A 20,484-nucleotide genomic window follows, 5' to 3' on the forward strand; every position below is an offset into this window, starting at 1 on the left:
TATAAAGCCCTCATTCGCCCTTCAATTGATTTATCACTATCAATTAGGGCTTTTTTATTCCCACTTATAGTCGTTATTCTCCCTATATTCCATCAACAAGAGGATAATGTACCAAACAGTAAATAGAAAATTTCACTGCTGCTCTAAAATAAAATTCTATTGAATATTTTGTGGTGCATTAATAAATTCGCTCTTGCCATATACAAAATTTAAAATAACACTAAAAAAGGGATTTTAAATTATGCTAAATATTTTCCTAACGCTAAAAAATTAATGCTTTCTAACGTTAATAATCACTAAAAAAGAGTGATTGGTTATTTAGAGGAATATTCAGTTATTTGAGAAACTCGAAATTTATCACCGTCAACGATTGGCGGTTATAAACAATGTAAAAGTGCCTTGTCTGATTTGCACTAATTACATGTTTCATCACTAGCAACTGCCATTATTAAAAATTGGATACAAAAGCAAACAGCAGTATTAAAAACGATACGTAATCAACCTTCTTTCTGACTTAGTTCGTTGAATAAAGCCATTACTGGTAGACTTGATATACCTTTGCCACAAGACATATCAGCCAAAGAGCTAACCTGTTTTGTCTAGCTGGACAAAGGGAACATAAAGCATTTGAGATGCTATTTTAATAAAAGCCCCATCAACCACTATCGCTTTATTAGACTGTGGATACTGAATTTCCTGAGCTTCATTGGCAAATTCCTGAGGCGACTTATCTTGCTTGGATAGATCTTAATTCTCTCAATATTGATGATAATGAACTCCAATATCGTTTAGTACATCAAGAAAAAGTCGCTATTATGCCAGGAACAACCTACGGGATTGAAAATAAAGGATTTGTTCGCATGAATGTTGGATGCTCTCGTCAAAAATTAGAGGATGGCATGAATAGATTAATATATGCATTAAAATCTTTTAAAGCGCCTAAGTAAATATTGAATTAATGATTTCCAAAATCTAAATAAGCGCTATTTATTAATCTAATTTCTCTTAGTTTTTTTATCATAACTAAGGTATTTTTCCCCAAACAGCATTTAACACCGTTTCGACAGTTAAGTTTGATGTTAATATTCAAAATGTATATACCATATTTATTCCACCTTGAGGTTGTATTTTCCAATCTTTCTCAGTTTCTCCCCAAACTTGATTGGAGTATTTTAACTGAGCAAATACAGATAAAGATAATGATTGGTTATATTGATAGTTTAAATTTAACTGTGGGAGTGAAAATAATGTATATGTTTTTTTATAATTACCTTCCATAGTAGTAGGTGTTAACCATTCATACATTTGATTTCCAGCAATAAATGGATCCCAAGCAGCATTTTTATTTGATGAAATATAAGGGTCTAGCCCTCCAATAAAATTAAACGATAATGTTGTATCCTGATTAAATTGATAAATTGTATTAGAATAGTTTAGCCATGCTAACACCATAAAATAATTGGCATTTTTATAGGATTGATTATTATTACTTATTAACATATCACCATCATACCATTCTCTAAAGGCATAAGCATTCAATGTAATAGAAAAGTTCTCTGGTAATTCCCAGTTAGTTAATAAACCAAATATTCCCGAGTTAACATGTCCAGATGGACCTTGGGTATTCCAGCCATAAACATACATAGGAGATATTGAAAACTGAGATGCTTTAATATATTCAGATGGAGGGATATATTCTGAAAAATCAAACTCTGTTTGTAGTAAGGTATAGGTTTGATTAGTTCCATTAAAACTATCCTCATTTTCTATCATCACTGATGATAACCATGTTATTTTTGAATTATCTATAGTGCCATGATTATAATTAATTGTACCTTTAGGAGCACTAAAACTGTTATCTTGTTGTCTTTCTGAACCATTATAATGATACATATTCCATGTTCTATCCCATTGAATAGCAACATTCCATTTAGGTAAAAAGTTATAATTAAATAATAGGGATGGATGAGAAGTTGCCGTTTTATAGTTACCAGCATTACCGTAAAATGTTTGTGTTAACCCAATAGAGCCATTAGGTTCAAATTCATTTGTTTCAGCAATAGCATAGTATGGTAAAAATATACAAATAATAAAATTCATTACCTTTGTTAATGGTCGCATAAGTAATTATCCTATCGTGATTTAGAATAAAGGCCATTATAAAAATGACCTTTTATAGTTAAAGAGAGATCGTACCTAGAAACAGTAAATAAATAATAAGTAAATCTATTAATAACAATAGTGCTAAGATAATCAGTTCAAATCTTTTAAATAAAGGTAAATTGTCTTTTTTTTCTTTTCTAGACCAAATAAATATAGGCAATCCAATTGTTAATAAAATAGGTATCAGAGCAACATATTGAATTTGACTAGCATAAAGAATAAAAATACAGAATATTGCACCGATGATCCCACTTAATAATGCAACGAAATAACCTTTTTTAGAATATTTAAAAAACTCTTTGTTTAAGCATATCTTAGTCATATAAAGCGTTGTTGTGATATAAGCAGGTACAACCATTAATGCACTAATATTGTACATTGTGTTCCAAGCATTACTCGAAAAATACACTAATAGCATAGCTGCTTGCATAACAGCACTGCTTACCCAAAGTGAAACTGTCGCGGCTTGTTTTTTGTTTGTACGAGCAAATGCTTGTGGAAAAGCCCCTTTTTGGCCTGCAACCATCGGGATTTCAGCACAAAGCATAGTCCAAGCTAACCAGCCAGCTAAAACGGAGATAATGAGCCCAATATTCATTATCCAATCCCCCCAAGAACCAACTACTTTGCCTAATACTCCAGCGGTAGATGGATTACTCACTTGGGAAAGTTCAGCTTGTGTCATCGTACCAAAAGGTAAAATAGACATTAACATATAGATAATTAAAGCGACTAAGAAACCAAGTAATGTCGCTTTACCAACATCTTTTTTATTTTTGCTCTCCCAGAAAGCACAACTGCACCCTCAACACCAATGAATGCCCATAATGTCACGGTCATTGGTGCAAATATTTGAGATGTTAAAGATACAGGTTCTAGATGCTGATTGACTTCAGTGACAATTTGTGGCGCAGTTCCCCAAAAATTATCCAGCAGTTGTGAATAATCAATTAATACTCCTAATATAATAACAAACAAAATAAGTGGAACTAACTTAGCGATTGTTCCTAGAGTATTAACAAATCCAGCCACTTTAGTGCCCGATAAAACAAGAAAGTTATACCCCCATATTAAAATAGAGCCACAAATAATAGAGTTCAAATTATTCCCATCAGTAAAAACACCTGGGAAAAATTGGTCAAAAGCATCCATCAGAATAACTGCAAAGGCAACATTACCAAAAGCAGTCATTAGCCAATATCCCCAAGCAACATTAAAACCTACAAAAGAACCGAATCCTTCTTGGGCATACATATAAACACCCGCTTGTAGATCTGGGCGAATATCCGATAAGATCCTGAAAGAATTTGCAATAAAATAAACACCTACGCCAGCAATAATCCAAGCAATAATTATTGGGCCTATTGCTGAGGTTTGAGCTGTATTTTGCGGTAAGCTAAAAACACCGCCTCCTAACATAGAACCAACAACAATTGCGATTAAAGCAATTAAACCAAGTTTACTTTCACCAGTGCTAGTTGTTGTAGCACTTGAGGATGAAGACTGATTCGCCATAAAAAGTTCCTTTCAAATCGCCGGGTTGCCCGACCAAAAGGTCGGGCTTTCAAATAAACGGGGAGATTATTGACGACCTTTTTTTATCGTCGTAGAGACCTTCCGCTTAAACTTAACGTGTTGAGGAAGTTTTTCTGGCTCTCGCTCTTCTTCAATAATTGCTCTTACCCAGAAATCGCCATTCTCATCAACATTGATGCCTTGAATTTCATGTTCAAACCCAGGGTAGTGCTTATCAAAATCTTGAAGTGCTCTTAAATAACCAATAATTCCCTTATTATCAGCAGGTAAACGTTCCCCAGGCATTAGAACAGGGATCCCTGGAGGATAAGGAACTAACATGCTTGCCGCGATACGTCCTGAAAAATCGTCTAAACGGATATGTTCTGTTTTATAACGTACTACTTTTTGATAGGCTTCTGCCGGAGTCATCACAGGTTGTGGGTCTGCATTCACTGCATCATTTATATGCTTCATTAAATCAAGCGAATACATCTTTTCATGCATTTCTTGGCAAAGTTGTTTCAATGTTATTTTGTCGTAAAGTGGGGAATGAGCTGCCAATGAAGGGATCGCATCCACTGCTAATGCCTCTGAATCATAAAGCTTTTTAAATGCGAGTAAGCTCTCAAGTAAGGTTCCCCATTTCCCTTTCGTGATACCAACAGAAAATAATATTAATAGGGTATAATCACCTGTACGGGCAATTTCAATACGACGATCATCCAAGAATTTCGTCATAATATAGCCAGGTATTCCTTGCTTTTGATATTGACCTCTCGCCGATATCCCAGGGCATGTAATCGTTACCTTAACAGGGTCAAGCATGCTGTCGGTATCCGCTAAATCTTCATCGGAAAAACCATGCCAATCATCTCCCGCACGTAACGCCCAGCATGAAGGATCGGTACTCAGTAATTCAGAAGGCGCATCTTCAAAACAATAAACATCCCCATTGATTGAATTTTGTACCGTAGTTGGTTGAAGTACATCAAAGAACCAAGGTAGGGTTTGTTGTTGCTCTTTTAATTGACGTTTAACTGAAACCACTGCTTTACGAAATGCAATTGCTTCATCTAAAGATTCTTGCACTAAGGACAGACCCGATTGCCCTTGCATCATACTAACTGCGACATCAATAGAGGCAATAATCGGATAATATGGTGAAGTTGTACCATGCATCATAAAAGCATCATTAAAATCATCGAAATTTAACGGTGCTCTTTCACTTTTTTTAACATGGATCATCGAAGCCATTGAGAGGGATGGCAGCATTTTATGGGTGGATTGAACAGCAAAAATTGTTGGTCTATTAGGCGTATCCTTTGCATCCATTGCAAATCTATTTTTATATAATGGATGAAAACAAGCATAAGCATACCACGCCTCATCAAAATGAAGCCTTGGCGCACTTTCACTGAGATGCGAAATAACATCGTGTACATTGTAGCAAAAACCATCATATGTACAGTTAGTAATAACGGCATAAGATGCCTGAGAACTCATAGCCTTTTGTGATAACGAACTTTGCGATATGAGTGTATCTATATGATGCTTTTTTAAACGTTTTGTTGGAATTGGGCCAATTAATCCATAACCATTACGTGTTGGCTTTAAATAAACGGGACGTGCCTGAGAGAGTGTTAATCCATGATTTAATGATTTATGACAATTTCGATCAACAATCGCAATTTCATCTGCTGCACAAGCACCCTGAGCAACAATTCGGTTAGAACCAGAAGAGCCTGAGACACCATAAAATGTCCAATCCGCACCAAAAAGTTCAGCGGCAATATCCTCAGATTGTTTAGATGGGCCTGCATGAATTAGATAATCACCCATTTCTGCGGTAGAAACACCAATATCGGCACGCATCATATTTTCACCGAAGAAATGAAAAAAATCGACACCAACAGGATGTTTTAAATAGGCCATTCCACCCATATGGCCGGGACAGTCCCAATAATAATCACCATCTTCTGTAAAATTTTTGAGTGTCTTAAAATAAGGCGGTAAAAGATTTTCTGCATATCGATGAATTAATGTATAAATTCGATTAGCCGTAAATGTCGGAGTTTCTGAATAGAGATAAATATATTCACTCACTTCTTTTAAAATATCTAAAGATACATTATCAGTAATATCTTTTTCTGATAATAGTAAAATAGGTGTCTTAGCGTTTCTTTTTCGAAAGGTATTAATAAATAAAATACACTGTTCATTCATTTTTGGATTATTAGCATCCCAATAGATACCAACAGCACTATATTTAGGATATTCATGAACTAATAAGTTTCCATCATAAATGCTATTAACAATGTGAACTTTAAATCCTCTTTCGATTACAGCATTACCTATTTCTTCAAGAGATTCTTTAGCAGGATGCTGTTTATCTAAATTCTGGGACGATATCAATAAAACATTATGATTAAATATCATATGACCTCTCATCGTGTCATCAAGATTAGTGAGTGAATTAATTTAGTATGTTATTAACCTTATAATTGAATTGTGTTATTTAAAACCAAAGTGAAAATAATTAAATCAATGATAATTAAAAAATATAAAAGGTATTTTTCATATTTAGAAAAAATGATATTGCTATCCTTTTGCTGAACTCGAGATAAAATGAATAGTGGTAATCCTATTGTTAATAGAATAGGTACCATTAATAAATATTTAATCTCACTTGCGTAAAACATGAATATACAAAAAGAAATACCTATCAAACTTGTAATGAAAGCATTTGTTGATGCTCCATTCTCGTATTGTTTAATTTCTCCTGTTATACAAATTTTTAGTAAGTATGCTGTTGACATGAGGTAAGCAGGTAAAACAGTCAGCGCGGAAATATTTAACATTGCTAGCCACGCATGATTTGAAAAATACACTAATATAATAATCAGTTGCATAAAACCGCTGCTTATCCATAAAGAGACTGAAGCCGCTCCATTTTTATTTTTTTGGCAAATTCTTTTGGAAACGTTTGATTTTCAGCAGCGACCATCGGTATTTCAGCACAAATCATCGTCCATGCTAGCCAACTGGTTAAAACCGAAACTAAAACACCAATATTAATTAAATACTCCCCCCAATCACCCGTTAATATTTTTAAAATACCGGCTGTTGAAGGGGTTGGAATAGTACTTAATTCTTTTTGTGATAGAACACCAAATGGCAAAATTGAAACCAAAAGACAAATAACAAGTGACACAATAAAACCAATAAAAGTTGCTTTACCGACATCTTTTTTATTTCTTGCCCGACCTGATAATGCGACGGCGCCTTCAACACCAATAAAACACCATAAAGCGACATTAAGTGGTGAGAATATTTGCGTAGTTATTGGTCCTAAATTTTGACTTGGCAGTACTGAGCTATGCCCCCAAATGTTAGTCATTAGCTGTGAATAACTTAAATAGTATATAACAACAATTACAAAAATAACTAATGGGATCATCTTTGCAAAAGTACCAATAATATTAATTGCGCCAGCAAGACGAGTACCTGATAATACTAAAAAATTAAATCCCCACACTAAAATTGATGCGCCAATAATAGATGGGATATTATTTCCACCTGAAAAGTCACCAGGAATAAAATAATTCAGTGTATCCATGACCATAATAGCAAATGCAACGTTACTAAAAATAGTCATTAACCAATAGCCCCAAGCGACAATAAAAGCAATAAAAGGACCAAAGCCTTCTCTCGCATACATATAAATACCTGCTTGTAAATCAGGTCTTATATTGGATAAGATGATAAACGTTCTTGATACAAAGAACATACCAAAACCACAAATTAACCAAGCAATAGTCACAGAACCTACAGCCGAATTATCGGCCATATTTTGAGGTAAACCATCAACACCACTGCCAATCATTGAACTGATAACAATCGCGGTTAATGCTAATAATCCAACCCCCTGTTTTTTACTTGACGTTATTTTAGGTTTCATTAATATACCTATCTTATTGAGATGGGTTATTTTCCTATTATCTAAATAAGAATAATATTGAATAATAATTCAAATTAATTTACATTAAGAATAATGCAAATTTATTGATATAAATTAAGTTAACTATATTAAGTCAAATTTAATACTTATATTTCACTTTTAAAATCATCTCTATTTTATTTTCATTCATTAACTGATAATACCATTTATATATTTAGCCATAGATAATCTAAATTAAATATACAACACTTCATTAAAGTAATTATATATTAATTTATATGGCGGCATTGATAATTGAACGAAGACAATCTCATGTATTTTTGAAAGATTAAAAAATTATTTAATTTTAATTATTATTTTTATAATTTATGATAATTTTAAGCCAAATCTTAATCTATTAAATATTATGTTAATTTTAAAATTATTGAACTTTAGCGTAGATTGTAAACAACACTACAAACAATACTGACAGAAACTAGGCTATATTTTATTAAAGACTAGATAATAAGATGATTTATTATCGAGATCTGAGGATTGAATACATGACCTGAAAAAGAAACTTAAATCTCGATGATTAATATTCGACCATTGTGAAATATTAACATATTTCCAATATATGCTCATTCTGAGAATGATAAAGATAATTAATGCCAATATCTTAATATCGACATTAATTTCTAAGAAAATAGACAGTTAAGTCTTGTTATCAATTAATCATAGGTAAAAGTCACACCAATCACGGACTGCACTTTTCCAGCGGTAACTTGCCCTTTTGTTCGGGCATAACGTGCACTCAAGTCCAAATTTATAGCTGAAGTTCCCACTTTTCCTAATTGTACATTTTGATTTGCTGAAATAGGGTTTCCATTGCGAACGAGCGGGATCCCGACACCTTTTGCAGCATTAACGCCAGAAAACATATTTGCAAATATTGAAGTGCTGGTATCCGTTGTACCTGTCAGGTAATAAGAGATGTTTTGACTTCTCGTGCAATAAATTGAGAGTGATAACGACGCACTTGCCTGATATTCTGGCAAGTTAACAACCACATTACGTGATGAAACACCACAACCACCAATAGGAACAACTACATTATTGTTGGCATATAATTTCCATGTAAATGTTGCTGTAGACATATCCCCGCCACCATTAATATTAGTACCGGCTTGGTACATTACCAATGTAGCAAAATGAGTTCCTTTATTGATAACGACACCACCCGCTGTTGAAATAGGTGTGAGATAAATCTGAGCGCTCCACGCCGTATAATTTCCTAAAGGGAAGCTTTTTTGATGAGTTGGTGAATTTAATGGGAATGGGTAGCTTGCGCCATAATACCTTATTGACCCATTAAATTTTGCAAGTAAACCACTAAAAGCGGAACCATTAACCATATTGACCATGTCTCGACAAACGCTAGCATTATCATTTTTACAGAAGATTGATTTCGATAAATTAATAACAAATTTGCTGGTCGGTAATAAAATTTGATGCGACTGATTATGGCTAATTGCAGTGTATTTTCATTCTGCTTCGATTTATCCATAGCCAGTATCGCTTTGACATTTAACCAAAAATGCTTTCTCTTTCTTGAGGTAATTGATCATTCGTGGCATCAATAATTCGTAATGTATTCTCTTTTTTACCCTGCATAGAAAATAAGGGTGGAGTAATTACAAATTGGTTATCTTTCTGCCCATTAGAATTTTCTAACCATGACTGAATGAGGAAAACCCCTTTTTCATCATTATTAGTCACCGCCAGCTGGATCTGTTTTTGTCCCGCAGGATAAATAACGCGTGTTGCCCCAAGTGAAACCGGCATATACCTGAGTCGATAAGCTTAAACATCTAATAGATTATTTTTTCTTAGCTATTTTTTATAACTTACAAATGCTTTTGTCATGTTTTTATTCTGAATATTATGTATTACTGAAGTTCATAGTCACAAGACAAATCCTTAGATTTTATTTTCTCCTCTTGCATAAATACGCTTATATTAAGTTGAAATATCCAAAATAACAGATTTACGTCTATGTCATTTTTAGTCTTAGCTACTATCTTTGCATTTATCATTACTTATGACTTGGCAGTTATGCCCTATTTTTTATCCTAATGTAATTATAGATGATGAGTTAACTTATCAATAACAAGCTGGTATTTATCCTATCTTGTCTTTCCTAAGTGGAGTATCAAAGTAATATGAATAAAGCTCAAGTTAGGGTTTTTTATAGGATATATCTTGTGATCTTCATCATTAAATCCAATCAATAGGTTTGTTCAATTTTTGTTCTCTTCACTTAAAAAATACGCAATTAACCTTGTTTAGTTATGCCTTTACCAACATTTCACACTTATTATTTTCACTATCATGAATTTAGTTCATGTTGTAATGAAATTAAGTCGCTTTCTCTTCGCCAATAGCTCTGGCATAAAATATGCAATGTTAACTTATTGACAACATAAAGACTGATAAATGAGAAAACGAGTCACTTTGGGAAATATCAACAGTAAACCCCGTTGTCAGACCAAAAATTAGGATACAAAACCATAATGAATAACGACTTTATATTTAAAATTAAAAGCAGTCTTTTTGATGAAAACTATAACCCATCTGAAAATACACGTATTACAACTAATTTTGCCAATTTGGCCAGAGGGGAGAATCGCCAAGAGAACTTGCGTAATACATTAAAAATGATCGATAACCGTTTCAATACGTTAGCATATTGGGATAATCCCAAAAGTGATCGCTATTCAATCAAGCTTGAAATTATTTCTGTAGAGATGAATATTGGGAATAATGCTAACGCGTTTCCTGTCATTGAAATATTAAAAACCAATATCATTGATAAGAAAACTAACCAATGCATTGAAGGCATTGTCGGGAATAACTTCTCCTCTTATGTGAGAGATTATGACTTTAGCGTTTTGCTATTAGATCATAATAAAGACCAACCAGAATTTTCTGTTCCTGATAATTTTGGTGTTTTACATGGCAATTTATTTAAATGTTTCATTGATTCAAATGAATATAATCAATACTTTGCTAAACCGCCTGTGATATGTTTAAGTATTTCAAACAAAGATACTTTTTATAGAACAGGAAATCAGCACCCAATATTAGGCATAGAATATCAACAAGATGGTACTTCTTTGACAGATCAATATTTCAAAAAAATGGGATTGCAAGTACGCTACTTTATGCCTCAACATAGTGTCGCACCTTTAGCTTTTTATTTTTCTGGTGATTTACTGAGTGATTACACTAATCTTGAGCTAATTAGCACCATCAGCACGATGGAAACGTTCCAGAAGATATATCGTCCTGAAATTTATAATGCGAACTCGGTTGCTGGACAATGCTATCAACCAAATTTAACGAACCAAGATTATTCATTCACTAAAATCGCTTATGACCGAGAAGAACGCAGCCGATTGGCTATTGAACAAGGGAAATTTACTGAAAAATATTTCATTAAACCCTACAAAAACATTCTTGAACATTGGTCAGCTAACTACGCTCTTTAATTAAAAAAATATAAGGTCATCTATTATGAGAATATTACTACCCACTTCAACTGCTGGCAGCTTACCAAAACCCTCTTGGCTAGCGCAGCCGGAAACTCTTTGGTCACCTTGGAAATTACAAAATGAAGAGTTAATCGAAGGAAAACGAGATGCGCTTCGTTTAGCTTTAGAAGATCAATTGCGTGCGAATATTGATATTGTCAGCGATGGCGAACAAACTCGTCAGCATTTTGTCACCACATTTATTGAGCACTTAAATGGCGTTGATTTCGAAAATCGCCAAATTGTGAAAATTCGCGATCGTTATAACGCAAGTGTACCAACAGTGGTTGGTGATGTTGCTCGCCAAAAACCTGTTTTTGTGGAAGATGCAAAATTTTTACGCCAGTTAACTGATAAGCCAATTAAATGGGCTTTACCTGGTCCAATGACGATGATAGATACGCTTTATGATGACCATTATAAAAGCCGCGAAAAATTGGCATGGGAATTTGCAAAAATCCTCAACCAAGAAGCAAAAGAGTTAGAAGCTGCGGGTGTTGACATTATTCAGTTTGATGAGCCTGCTTTTAATGTGTTTTTTGATGAAGTGAATGATTGGGGAGTTGCTGCTTTAGAAAGAGCAATTGAAGGACTTAAATGTGAAACTGCTGTACATATCTGTTATGGATACGGCATTAAAGCAAATACGGATTGGAAAAAGACGTTAGGATCAGAATGGCGACAATATGAAGAAGCCTTCCCGAAACTACAAACGTCTAATATCGATATTATTTCGCTTGAATGCCACAATTCACATGTTCCTATGGATTTGCTTGAACTGATCCGTGGTAAAAAAGTCATGGTTGGTGCTATTGATGTAGCAACGAATAATGTAGAAACCCCTGAAGAAGTTGCAAATACTTTACGCAAGGCATTACAGTTCGTTGATGCAGATAAACTATATCCTTCAACCAACTGCGGTATGGCGCCGTTATCGCGTGAAGTTGCAAGAGGCAAACTTAATGCTCTTAGTGCAGGTGCAGAAATCATTCGAAAAGAGTTATTAGCAAAATAATTACATCAGATCTTAGAGCAATTTAATCTGAGATTGATTTGAATAATTATTTAAAAGAATGAGGTTATAAATAATATTATTTATAACCTCATTACTAACATTAGGTATACTAAAATATATAATAATAGAAATGCTGTAAGCCCTATTAGGGATATTCTGACCAATATATTTTTAATTAGTTAACATAGTTTCAAAATGAAAAGTGAATTAATGCCAATGTCTTAATATCGACATTAATTCCTAAAAAAATAGACTGTTAAGTATTGTCATTAACTAATCATAAGTAAAAGTCACACCAATCACAGACTGCACTTTTCCAGCGGTAACTTGCCCTTTTGTACGGGCATAACGTGCACTTAATCCTAGATTCACTGACGATGTTCCTACCCGACCCAGTTGTACATTTTGATTCACTGGAATAGCACTACCGTTTCTAACCAATTGTATCCCGACACCTTCTGCTGCATTAACGCCCGAAAGTATATTTGCAAATATAGAACTACTTGTATCTGTTGTTCCTGTCAGATAATAAGAGATATTCTGATTTGATGCGCAATAAATAGATAAAGGAACAGGTTGCGCATTTCCAGGATATTCAGGTAATGTCACAACAACATTCCGCGAGGAAACATCACAACCTCCGATAGGAACAACCACATTATTATTGGCGTATAAATGCCATGTAAAAGTTACTGTATGCACATTCCCACCACCAATAATATCGGAACCGACTTGATACATGACGAGTGTTGCAAAGCGTGCTCCTTTATTTAAAACAACGCCGCCAGCAGAAGAAATAGGGGTAAGATATAATTGGGTGTTCCACGGAGTATAATTCCCTGATGGAAAACTATGTTGATGCGTAGGCGACGTCAATGGAAATGGATAACTTGAACCATAATATCTTAGAGAGCCTCTAAAATTTGCTAAAACGCCACTATAAGCAGAGCCGCTCAACATGCTTACCATGTCCTTTCGTACTGCAGGAGTATCATTTCGGCAAGAAATAGATTGAGATAAATCCACAACTAAATTTTGTCCTACTTGTATATTTGGCTGAAGGTCAACATAAACATGTGCAGTACCAGCACCAGAAGCACTATTTAATGTATTTCCTGCTGAATCATGACAAGTAAATGCATATACATATGAAATACCAGCTAGATAAATAAATAAGTTAATACAAAGTAATTTAACAATTTTTTTATATTCATGGTTAACTCACTGATAAGTATAAGTAACATCAATTACAGCTTGTATGGTTCCCTGTGTTGCTCCACCTTTAACTGACAACGCTCTGACCCTTAAAGGAAAACTAATTGCCAATGTTGAATCATTGACCTGTAATTTTTGTTGAGCACCATTGTTCAAATTAGTCCCCCCACTATTCTGTAATTGCAATTGAATATTGCCTGCTGTCCCTTGATTTTTGTAATAACCTGTTGTATCCGCAGTACCTTTAAACGTCGCCGTGACCGCAGATGTGCCAATAGGACAATTGGTTAAATCTAATGCAATTGAATGCCATTCAGATGCAGAGCCCGCAGAAATTAAATTGAAGGTGTAGAGATCGCCTAAATCAACATTGGCATTTTTAGTCGCAACCGTGCAAGGTTTTGCCACCACGCTACCATTTACTGTAACCGTAACGTCAGCCGCATAAGTTGTGGCTATCTGAGAAAATAATAATCCCAAGATGGGTATTGTGATCCTCTTCCAATTGTTATCAGTCATGACATCCTCAACTTACTGAAATTCAAGAGTGAAAGTTGCTGTTGCTCGCACATGCCCTGCAACAACAGGCAGCTTAGATGCCATTAATCGCGCATAAAAGTGCAATGTATTACCTCGACCAGCAACCAATGGTGTCCAAACAATGCTGCTACTGTTTGCATTAAGTTCAAGTGGTGTTCTGCTTCCATCTAAAATTTGTATTCCCACCCCTGAAGCATTCGAATTGCCAGATTCTAACGCGAGTAATGCGTTATTATTTACATCTGCTATTCCCACAAATCCCACCTTAACTGCAATAACTGACTCGCCACATGGAGTAAGATCAATTTGAAAAGGAACAACTGCAGTTACTTCACCAACTGCATATAATTGCTTCACTGGATTATTTAATAGATCAACCACTTGACTCTGAGAACCAGGTGCAACCGCGCAAGTATTGTCTTTAACATTTCCTTTAATCGTAATCGTACTATCGGCTGCAAAAGCAGTTGAAGAGAACAACATTGACATCAGTAACGTCGCAGAAAAAATATTAAACTTATCAACCATTTTTACTCCTTAGAGGCACTCTGCACGATACTTACTGAGTATTTCCTGCTGGATTTGCTCTGGTAATTTATAGTTAACTCGGCATTGCGCGTCAGGGCTATCTCCCCAGCTAGCAACCAACTGCCCTGTTAGCGGCAATCCGGTTAAGTAAACCTGCCCGTCTTCACCGACAATGCTGCTGCTACTGTTATCTTTTGAGGAAACGACTGTGCCAAATGGAACTGGCTTACCTTGCTTCATTAAGGTCATTAGGACTTTTACACCGACTTTAGGGTGGAAATCTGCGCGTACAACTGCACCCTTAGTTGGAACGACACTCACGACGGTCTCTTCAAGATCAACATTATTAGCCAATGTATTTGTATCAAGGGCAACACGGTTTTCACGATAATCAGAGGCATAAGGTAAAACCGCATAGCCACGCCAATCTGTTGCGACACCTGTTTGGTTTTCAACTTTAACGTGTTCAGCGCCTGGTGCCTTAATCAAAACAACGGTATCATTCTCAATGTAATACCATTCGTGTGCGCTAAAACCCCACCACTTAAGCCGTAATACATCTGACGCAAATTATTGGTATAGCTGTACCCTACGTTGGCATTACCATATGTGCCGCGGTAATTAAGTGCAGTATAGCCAGTTGCAGAAGAGCGACTTTTCCCGCCACCTGCATAGCCTGTTTGAACGCTATAACTTAAATTATTATCATCTAATAATGTTCCGTATATTCCCGCAGTATTCGTCAGACGCCCTTTAAGATCATGGGATACGTTGTAACTTGCACTTGCATTACGCCATATCGATTGGCTATCCGATCGCATCCAATTGCTGAATGGAATGTTGACATTCAATGCCAACATTTGATCATTCTCATCCTGCCAGGCGTTTTTAGATAAGCTATAACTTAACCCCCAATTGATCCCTTCTATAAGTGTGTTTATTCCAACCTGTAATTGCTTATCTGATTTATTTGTATTCCAATAAGTTTCATGGCTACCGGTAATATATAAGGTTGATTGTTCACCTAATTGTTGAGACAGGCTTAATTGGATTTTTTCACGTTTGTTATAGGCTAAATTATAATAATCCGTAAATTTTGGTGTAACATGTATCACACCATCCTGCGTTGCAAGATTGTAGCCATCCATTCGTTTATAGGTGGTATCAGCAAATGAGTAATAACCCTTTGTTGAATAACGATAACCCGCTAGCTGAATAATTGTTCCGATCTCATTCAGTGACTTGTTATATAAGAAGCGAATTGATTGCCCTTGGTGGGTACTGTCATCTGGCAGTTTGGCATTTGCTTGAGTAATATCGACAGATAAAGCACCAAACACACCAATATTTTTACCAATACCTATGTTAAAAGATTGGTAACGATTCGTAAGCTGTGTTCCACCATATAGCGTCAAACCATATGACAAACCACGCATTACCGTACCTTGGAAAAAAGAGGGTTTTTCCTGTTGGCCATTTCCTGAACGATAATCACCAACTGTGGCTGAATATTGGGTATGCCCCTCACGCTGTAATAAAGGTACTGAAGAAAAAGGCACAGTAAAGTTTTGAACAGAACCATCAGCCTCTGTAATCGTGACATTTAGATCACCGCTGTTACCGGCTGAATATAAATCATCAATAACAAATGGTCCTGGTGGAAATGTATTACGATAAATTTCATAGCCATTTTGTTTAATTGAAACTTCAGCCGTTCCACGCGCAATACCCCGGATCACCGGCGCGAAGCCTCGTTCACTTTCTGGCAACATATTATCGTCAGAAGCCAATTGAATACCGCGGAAATTAAAACTGTCGAATATATCACCCGCCGTGTAACTATCACCTACAGTTAAGCGTGAACGTAATTCATTGATACCACGTTCTAAATAGGTGTTGATATGTTCCCAGCGTGTTTCACTATTGGCACTGCCTGTGCTGTGACTCCATGTAGAATTGTCGCGCAAACGCCACGGACCAAAGTTTAATCCGCTCTGTAAATTTAAATAAGTATAACTGCTATGTGTGCCATTTTGGTTACGAGCACGACTCCCCGTCAGACTGTAATTTAAAATTCCGGCAGTAATTCCCGAGTCCCAATATTCAGGAGGAATAAACCCCCTAGCTCTGTCTTTCATTAATGCTTGCGGTACAGTGATATATAGACGTTGTAATCCAACATCAAATTTTGCCGTTGAATCTTTAATTGATGTAGTTAAAGGTTGGCAAGTCCCTTTAAAGATCTTATCCGCGTCTGGGATTGATAATGTGTTCACCCCCATTTTCGCTAATTCTTCTAACGTAAAACAAGGTGATAACTCCGTCTTTCCTTTTTTATCAGCAATAAAATGGACATCTCTTGTCGATAAATAGTTGTCATTGAGATAAATATCGACTCGATAAGTACCCGCAGGAACTTCTTGGCCATTCTCAAATGCAGATAAATCAGCAACAGCAGAAGGATCATCAGCCAAAAAACGTGGGTTAAAATATAATTCTGCTTCAGCCCAAGTAGGATATAAGTAAACACCAATCAAGAATGCCAATGGAATTAAGGGAAAACGGTGCATAGATTGATTACCCAAAAACGCCCTCTTCCTCAAAATTAATAGCCTTTTTTCAGATGCCAGATATGACATATTCCCTCCGACCCGATCTACTAAATCGCTCAGTAAGTTATTTAATTTAAAATGATGGTTAGCTATTTTTTATAAATATGAAGCTAGCCGTTACTGAGTACGCCCAGTCATTGCTGGAGTTAATGCGCCGTAATCATTAATGGTTCGAAAAGAAATTTCGCCTCTAGCATTAGCAGGGACATCCACTGAATTCTCACCAAACGGGGGAACTAGAATATTATCTAATTTTACTGAACCCATTTTTAGCTCTGTGACTGTGGCAAAATAAGGCGTTGGATTGATGACAATAAGTGATCCGGCTTGTGGTTTAAATCGTAACTCTTCAGCCACTTTATCTGGCGCTATCGCTAAATCTGCCGGGCGATAGTAAAATTTGATGCGACTGATTATGGCCAATTGCAGTGTATTTTCATTCTTTTTTGATTTATCCATCGCGGGTATTGCTTTGACATTTAACCAAAAAAGGCTTTCTCTATCCTGAGGTAATTTATTATTCGTGGCATCAATAATCCTCAAGGTATTTTCTTTTTTACCTTGCATAGAAAATAGCGGTGGAGTAATAACAAACAGGTTATCTTTCTGCCCATTAGGGTTTTCCAGCCATGACTGAATGAGGAAAACACCTTTCTCATCATTATTAGTGACAGCAAGTTGGATCTGTTTTTGTCTCGCAGGATAAATAACGCGTGTTGCGCCAAGTGCAACACCTGCATATACCTGAGTCGATATGCTTGAACAGAGTAATATTAATAACACACTAATTAGCTGACGAATTGTTCCAGTTTTCATATTTACATCTGTCCTTCTTTTACTAAAAACATTAAAAGTATGTGTAAACATCTTTTTGATATCTTTATTCATAAGTGAGCAAAAATAGCGCTTGAACATCCGCTTTTCCGCCAGTAACTTGATAACTTGTCGCACGGTACTTAGCAGTAAAATGTAAGGTCATATCACCGTTACTGGTTCGTGCTATTTTTTGTGGGGCACTATTTATAGGGATCAAGGTATTTTTTGAGTCAAAAATAGCGAGACCGACACCAGTGGCTGTATCAGGCCCATTACCAACAGAAAAAATCTGTGGATTTTGGTCGTTAGCAACACCAGAAAAAGTGATTGATACATATTGACTAACAGCATCACTACATTCACGCAGATGAATATCAAAAATCACGGGATCTGTATCTTGACCTGGCGCATTTAGCATATTGGTTCGCAGTTGCCCCATATTAACGGTCAAATTTCTATCTGAAATTTCAACACTGCAAGCTTCAGCAATCAGTTCCCCTTGAAAGCGCATTCCGCCGCCCGGAAGTTGAACCTGCCACTTGTTTCCAGCTTCCATCAGTGGAGAAACCAAAAGTAGTAGACCAAGCATCAGCCCTTTCATGAGCTTTCACCTTTTTCAATTTTGGTTATAAAAAGCCGTCCATGGCTTATTAGGTTTTAACCCGTTAATCCTTCTTTCGTGTATAAATTATTCGTATTGCACTGAGAATGTTGCATCAGCATTAGCAATACCCGCTGTAGTAGCACCAAGTGCATAGTAACGAGCTTGGAATGGCAGAAGATTAGTGCCATCAGTCAAAGTGATCGCGTTACTAAATACAGCACCATCAAGACCTAACGGAACATTTTTAAAATCTAAAATTTGGATACCAACGTTAGTTGCTGAACCTGCTGAAGAACCAGAAACAGCTAAAACAGTTGGGTTAGCTGCATCCGCTGCTACGCCTTTAAAAGCAACTTTTGCAGAAGTTGCAACTGTTGTATCACAATCATTAAGTTGGATAGAAAAATCAACTGAACCACTGGTATCACCAGCTTTTGCCAGCTTCGCAGTACGGAATTGGCCAAGCTGTACAGTTTGTTCCACTGAGTTAGCATTAACAGCACATGCTGCATTCACTAATTCACCTTTAAAATGCACTGTACCGCCATTCACTGTTGTCGTTGCAGCAAGTGCAGCAACAGAACTTAAAGACAGAGCGGAAACAACAACAAGTGCAAGTGATTTAACTTTCATAAATATTCCTTATGTTTATTTATTGCAAAAGTACTGGTAATAGAGAGTGATTAATATCATTTGTATAAAGTTATAGTTAAAATGATCGAATTTAATTAAATTACAAATATGTAATTTAATTAAATTTAAATATCTAATTACTACTTTATTTTTATGCTAAAAATTAACAAATGAGCGCTTCTTATATTCTTCAGAATCAATGAAACGTTTGATTTCTTCGAAAAAAAACTCAATGTCAGATCCATCCATTTCAAGTGCATTAAAGAGTATTACAAGCCTATCAAATGTTATATTATTAACCCCATTCTCATAACGAGATATTTGTTGCTGACTTACATTAATTCTTTTGGCTAATTGGCTTCCAGTTAATCCAGTTCGCCTACGATAGCACTTTAACATCTTGCCAATATTATTTGATAACGGTTCATTTTCTCGCATTCTAAACCTCTCGAATCATTATTAGCTGATTCATTCCATGTATTTTATAAAGAATAATATTCGTCAACTCTTATTAAGATATAGAATGAATTTTTTAAATTAAAATTGTTTTTTCCGATCAAAATTAAACAAATTGATAGTTTATAACTATCGCAAACACTTGATTTGATCGATATTTCCGATCTTTAATGACAACAAAAGAAATAATAGTATTAATAATCAATACATTAAATAAACAAGAGTTTAATTTATTAATAACAAGGAATGTTTAATTAATAACGTGATGAAATACATTACATGCAAAACATGTAATATTGAAACAATTATTTACAATTAATAAATATAGATATTTAATGACAACAAAACCTAAAAAACATTTAATAAGAGTCAGCATTGAAATAATATAAAAATAATTTCCGAAATTCGTACCTTTAAAAAAATAGAAACTTAAAATCAATTAAGAATAGAAAGAGTGAAGTAAACACAATGAAAAAATAACTCACTAACACCTACTAGCTTTAAGTAATAAAAAAACCATTAATTTTAATTAGATGTATAATCAATAATTCAATACAAGTAAGAGTTAAAACTTTCAAATTGATTATGTATATCTATAACCATAAAAATAATTTTAAAAATTAAACTTTGATGATAAACATTTCCATATGTATGCAAATACATGTCTAACTTAATTTTCAGTGGTTAAAATATCCTATAGATAAGTTTAAATATCATTTCCATTACAATCTTAACAATCCATATCACCGACCATCACAAGCACAAAATTTCATTAAAAATAGTTATGATTTAAATAGATAACTATTGAATAAGGGAAATTTACTGAATAGCATTTCATTAAGTCCTACAAAGAC

12 protein-coding genes and 5 pseudogenes are annotated in these 20,484 nt (G+C 35.1%); 3 read left to right on the forward strand and 14 right to left on the reverse strand.

Annotated elements, in window-relative coordinates; genetic code table 11:
• Positions 1-680: 680 nt before the first annotated feature.
• Positions 681-947, forward strand: a pseudogene (locus tag OO7_RS12595) (aminotransferase class I/II-fold pyridoxal phosphate-dependent enzyme); the annotation flags it as partial.
• Between the two features lie 139 nt (positions 948-1,086).
• Here OO7_RS12595 and OO7_RS12600 read toward each other — a convergent pair.
• The 6 genes and pseudogenes from OO7_RS12600 to OO7_RS12625 form a co-directional block, all read right to left on the reverse strand.
• Positions 1,087-2,121 (reverse strand): FomA family porin-like outer membrane protein, encoded by a 1,035-nt coding sequence (locus OO7_RS12600; RefSeq protein ID WP_008916310.1) that lies wholly within the window; start codon positions 2,119-2,121, stop codon positions 1,087-1,089.
• Positions 2,122-2,179: 58 nt separating this feature from the next.
• Positions 2,180-3,678 (reverse strand): annotated as a pseudogene (locus tag OO7_RS12605) (basic amino acid/polyamine antiporter).
• Between the two features lie 66 nt (positions 3,679-3,744).
• Positions 3,745-6,117: an Orn/Lys/Arg family decarboxylase gene (locus OO7_RS12610; RefSeq protein WP_008916311.1), complete on the reverse strand. Its 2,373-nt coding sequence runs from the start codon at positions 6,115-6,117 to the stop codon at positions 3,745-3,747.
• Between the two features lie 59 nt (positions 6,118-6,176).
• Positions 6,177-7,639 (reverse strand): annotated as a pseudogene (locus OO7_RS12615) (basic amino acid/polyamine antiporter).
• 710 nt (positions 7,640-8,349) lie between these two features.
• Positions 8,350-9,150: a fimbrial protein gene (locus OO7_RS12620; protein WP_336431228.1), complete on the reverse strand. Its 801-nt coding sequence runs from the start codon at positions 9,148-9,150 to the stop codon at positions 8,350-8,352.
• Positions 9,096-9,494 (reverse strand): annotated as a pseudogene (locus tag OO7_RS12625) (fimbria/pilus periplasmic chaperone); the annotation flags it as partial. The gene OO7_RS12620 and the pseudogene OO7_RS12625, both read right to left, overlap by 55 nt.
• Positions 9,495-10,191: 697 nt before the next feature.
• Between OO7_RS12625 and OO7_RS12630 the strand changes: the two are divergent.
• Together OO7_RS12630 and OO7_RS12635 are read left to right on the forward strand one after the other, a co-directional pair.
• Positions 10,192-11,169, forward strand: coding sequence for a DUF1852 domain-containing protein (locus OO7_RS12630; RefSeq protein ID WP_008916314.1), 978 nt, complete (start codon positions 10,192-10,194; stop codon positions 11,167-11,169).
• 25 nt (positions 11,170-11,194) lie between these two features.
• On the forward strand, positions 11,195-12,226 hold the full coding sequence (locus tag OO7_RS12635) for a methionine synthase (protein WP_008916315.1): 1,032 nt from the start codon (positions 11,195-11,197) through the stop codon (positions 12,224-12,226).
• Between the two features lie 273 nt (positions 12,227-12,499).
• Here the strand turns inward: OO7_RS12635 and OO7_RS12640 are convergent, their stop codons facing one another.
• From OO7_RS12640 to OO7_RS12675, 8 genes and pseudogenes are all read right to left on the reverse strand, one after another.
• On the reverse strand, positions 12,500-13,426 hold the full coding sequence (locus OO7_RS12640) for a fimbrial protein (RefSeq protein ID WP_043892717.1): 927 nt from the start codon (positions 13,424-13,426) through the stop codon (positions 12,500-12,502).
• Between the two features lie 21 nt (positions 13,427-13,447).
• A complete protein-coding gene (gene fimG / locus OO7_RS12645) occupies positions 13,448-13,960 on the reverse strand; it encodes a type 1 fimbrial minor subunit FimG (protein ID WP_043892718.1) in 513 nt (170 codons plus the stop codon).
• A 12-nt stretch (positions 13,961-13,972) separates the two neighbouring features.
• Positions 13,973-14,509, reverse strand: coding sequence for a type 1 fimbrial adaptor subunit FimF (gene fimF / locus OO7_RS12650; RefSeq protein WP_008916318.1), 537 nt, complete (start codon positions 14,507-14,509; stop codon positions 13,973-13,975).
• A gap of 9 nt (positions 14,510-14,518) precedes the next feature.
• Positions 14,519-17,079, reverse strand: a pseudogene (locus OO7_RS12655) (fimbrial biogenesis usher protein).
• A gap of 159 nt (positions 17,080-17,238) precedes the next feature.
• Positions 17,239-17,937: a fimbria/pilus periplasmic chaperone gene (locus OO7_RS12660; protein ID WP_043892904.1), complete on the reverse strand. Its 699-nt coding sequence runs from the start codon at positions 17,935-17,937 to the stop codon at positions 17,239-17,241.
• 64 nt (positions 17,938-18,001) lie between these two features.
• Positions 18,002-18,538, reverse strand: a complete 537-nt coding sequence (locus tag OO7_RS12665) for a fimbrial protein (protein ID WP_008916320.1) — start codon at positions 18,536-18,538, stop codon at positions 18,002-18,004.
• 87 nt (positions 18,539-18,625) lie between these two features.
• Positions 18,626-19,174 (reverse strand): type 1 fimbrial major subunit FimA, encoded by a 549-nt coding sequence (gene fimA, locus OO7_RS12670; protein WP_008916321.1) that lies wholly within the window; start codon positions 19,172-19,174, stop codon positions 18,626-18,628.
• 156 nt (positions 19,175-19,330) lie between these two features.
• The gene (locus OO7_RS12675; RefSeq protein WP_008916322.1) at positions 19,331-19,612 is read right to left on the reverse strand and encodes a helix-turn-helix domain-containing protein; all 282 of its coding nucleotides are present in this window, start codon (positions 19,610-19,612) and stop codon (positions 19,331-19,333) included.
• Positions 19,613-20,484: the final 872 nt, after the last annotated feature.

This window comes from Providencia sneebia DSM 19967, from assembly GCF_000314895.2.
GTDB classification, from domain to species: Bacteria; Pseudomonadota; Gammaproteobacteria; order Enterobacterales; family Enterobacteriaceae; genus Providencia; species Providencia sneebia.

Excerpts from the sequence above, each read along its gene's own strand:
- OO7_RS12600 (WP_008916310.1), bottom strand. The coding sequence starts at position 2,121 with ATGCGACCATTAACAAAGGTAATGAATTTTATTATTTGTATATTTTTA.
- OO7_RS12610 (WP_008916311.1), bottom strand. The coding sequence starts at position 6,117 with ATGATATTTAATCATAATGTTTTATTGATATCGTCCCAGAATTTAGAT.
- OO7_RS12630 (WP_008916314.1), top strand. The coding sequence starts at position 10,192 with ATGAATAACGACTTTATATTTAAAATTAAAAGCAGTCTTTTTGATGAA.
- OO7_RS12635 (WP_008916315.1), top strand. The coding sequence starts at position 11,195 with ATGAGAATATTACTACCCACTTCAACTGCTGGCAGCTTACCAAAACCC.
- fimG (WP_043892718.1), bottom strand. The coding sequence starts at position 13,960 with ATGACTGATAACAATTGGAAGAGGATCACAATACCCATCTTGGGATTA.
- fimF (WP_008916318.1), bottom strand. The coding sequence starts at position 14,509 with ATGGTTGATAAGTTTAATATTTTTTCTGCGACGTTACTGATGTCAATG.
- OO7_RS12660 (WP_043892904.1), bottom strand. The coding sequence starts at position 17,937 with ATGAAAACTGGAACAATTCGTCAGCTAATTAGTGTGTTATTAATATTA.
- OO7_RS12665 (WP_008916320.1), bottom strand. The coding sequence starts at position 18,538 with ATGAAAGGGCTGATGCTTGGTCTACTACTTTTGGTTTCTCCACTGATG.
- fimA (WP_008916321.1), bottom strand. The coding sequence starts at position 19,174 with ATGAAAGTTAAATCACTTGCACTTGTTGTTGTTTCCGCTCTGTCTTTA.
- OO7_RS12675 (WP_008916322.1), bottom strand. The coding sequence starts at position 19,612 with ATGCGAGAAAATGAACCGTTATCAAATAATATTGGCAAGATGTTAAAG.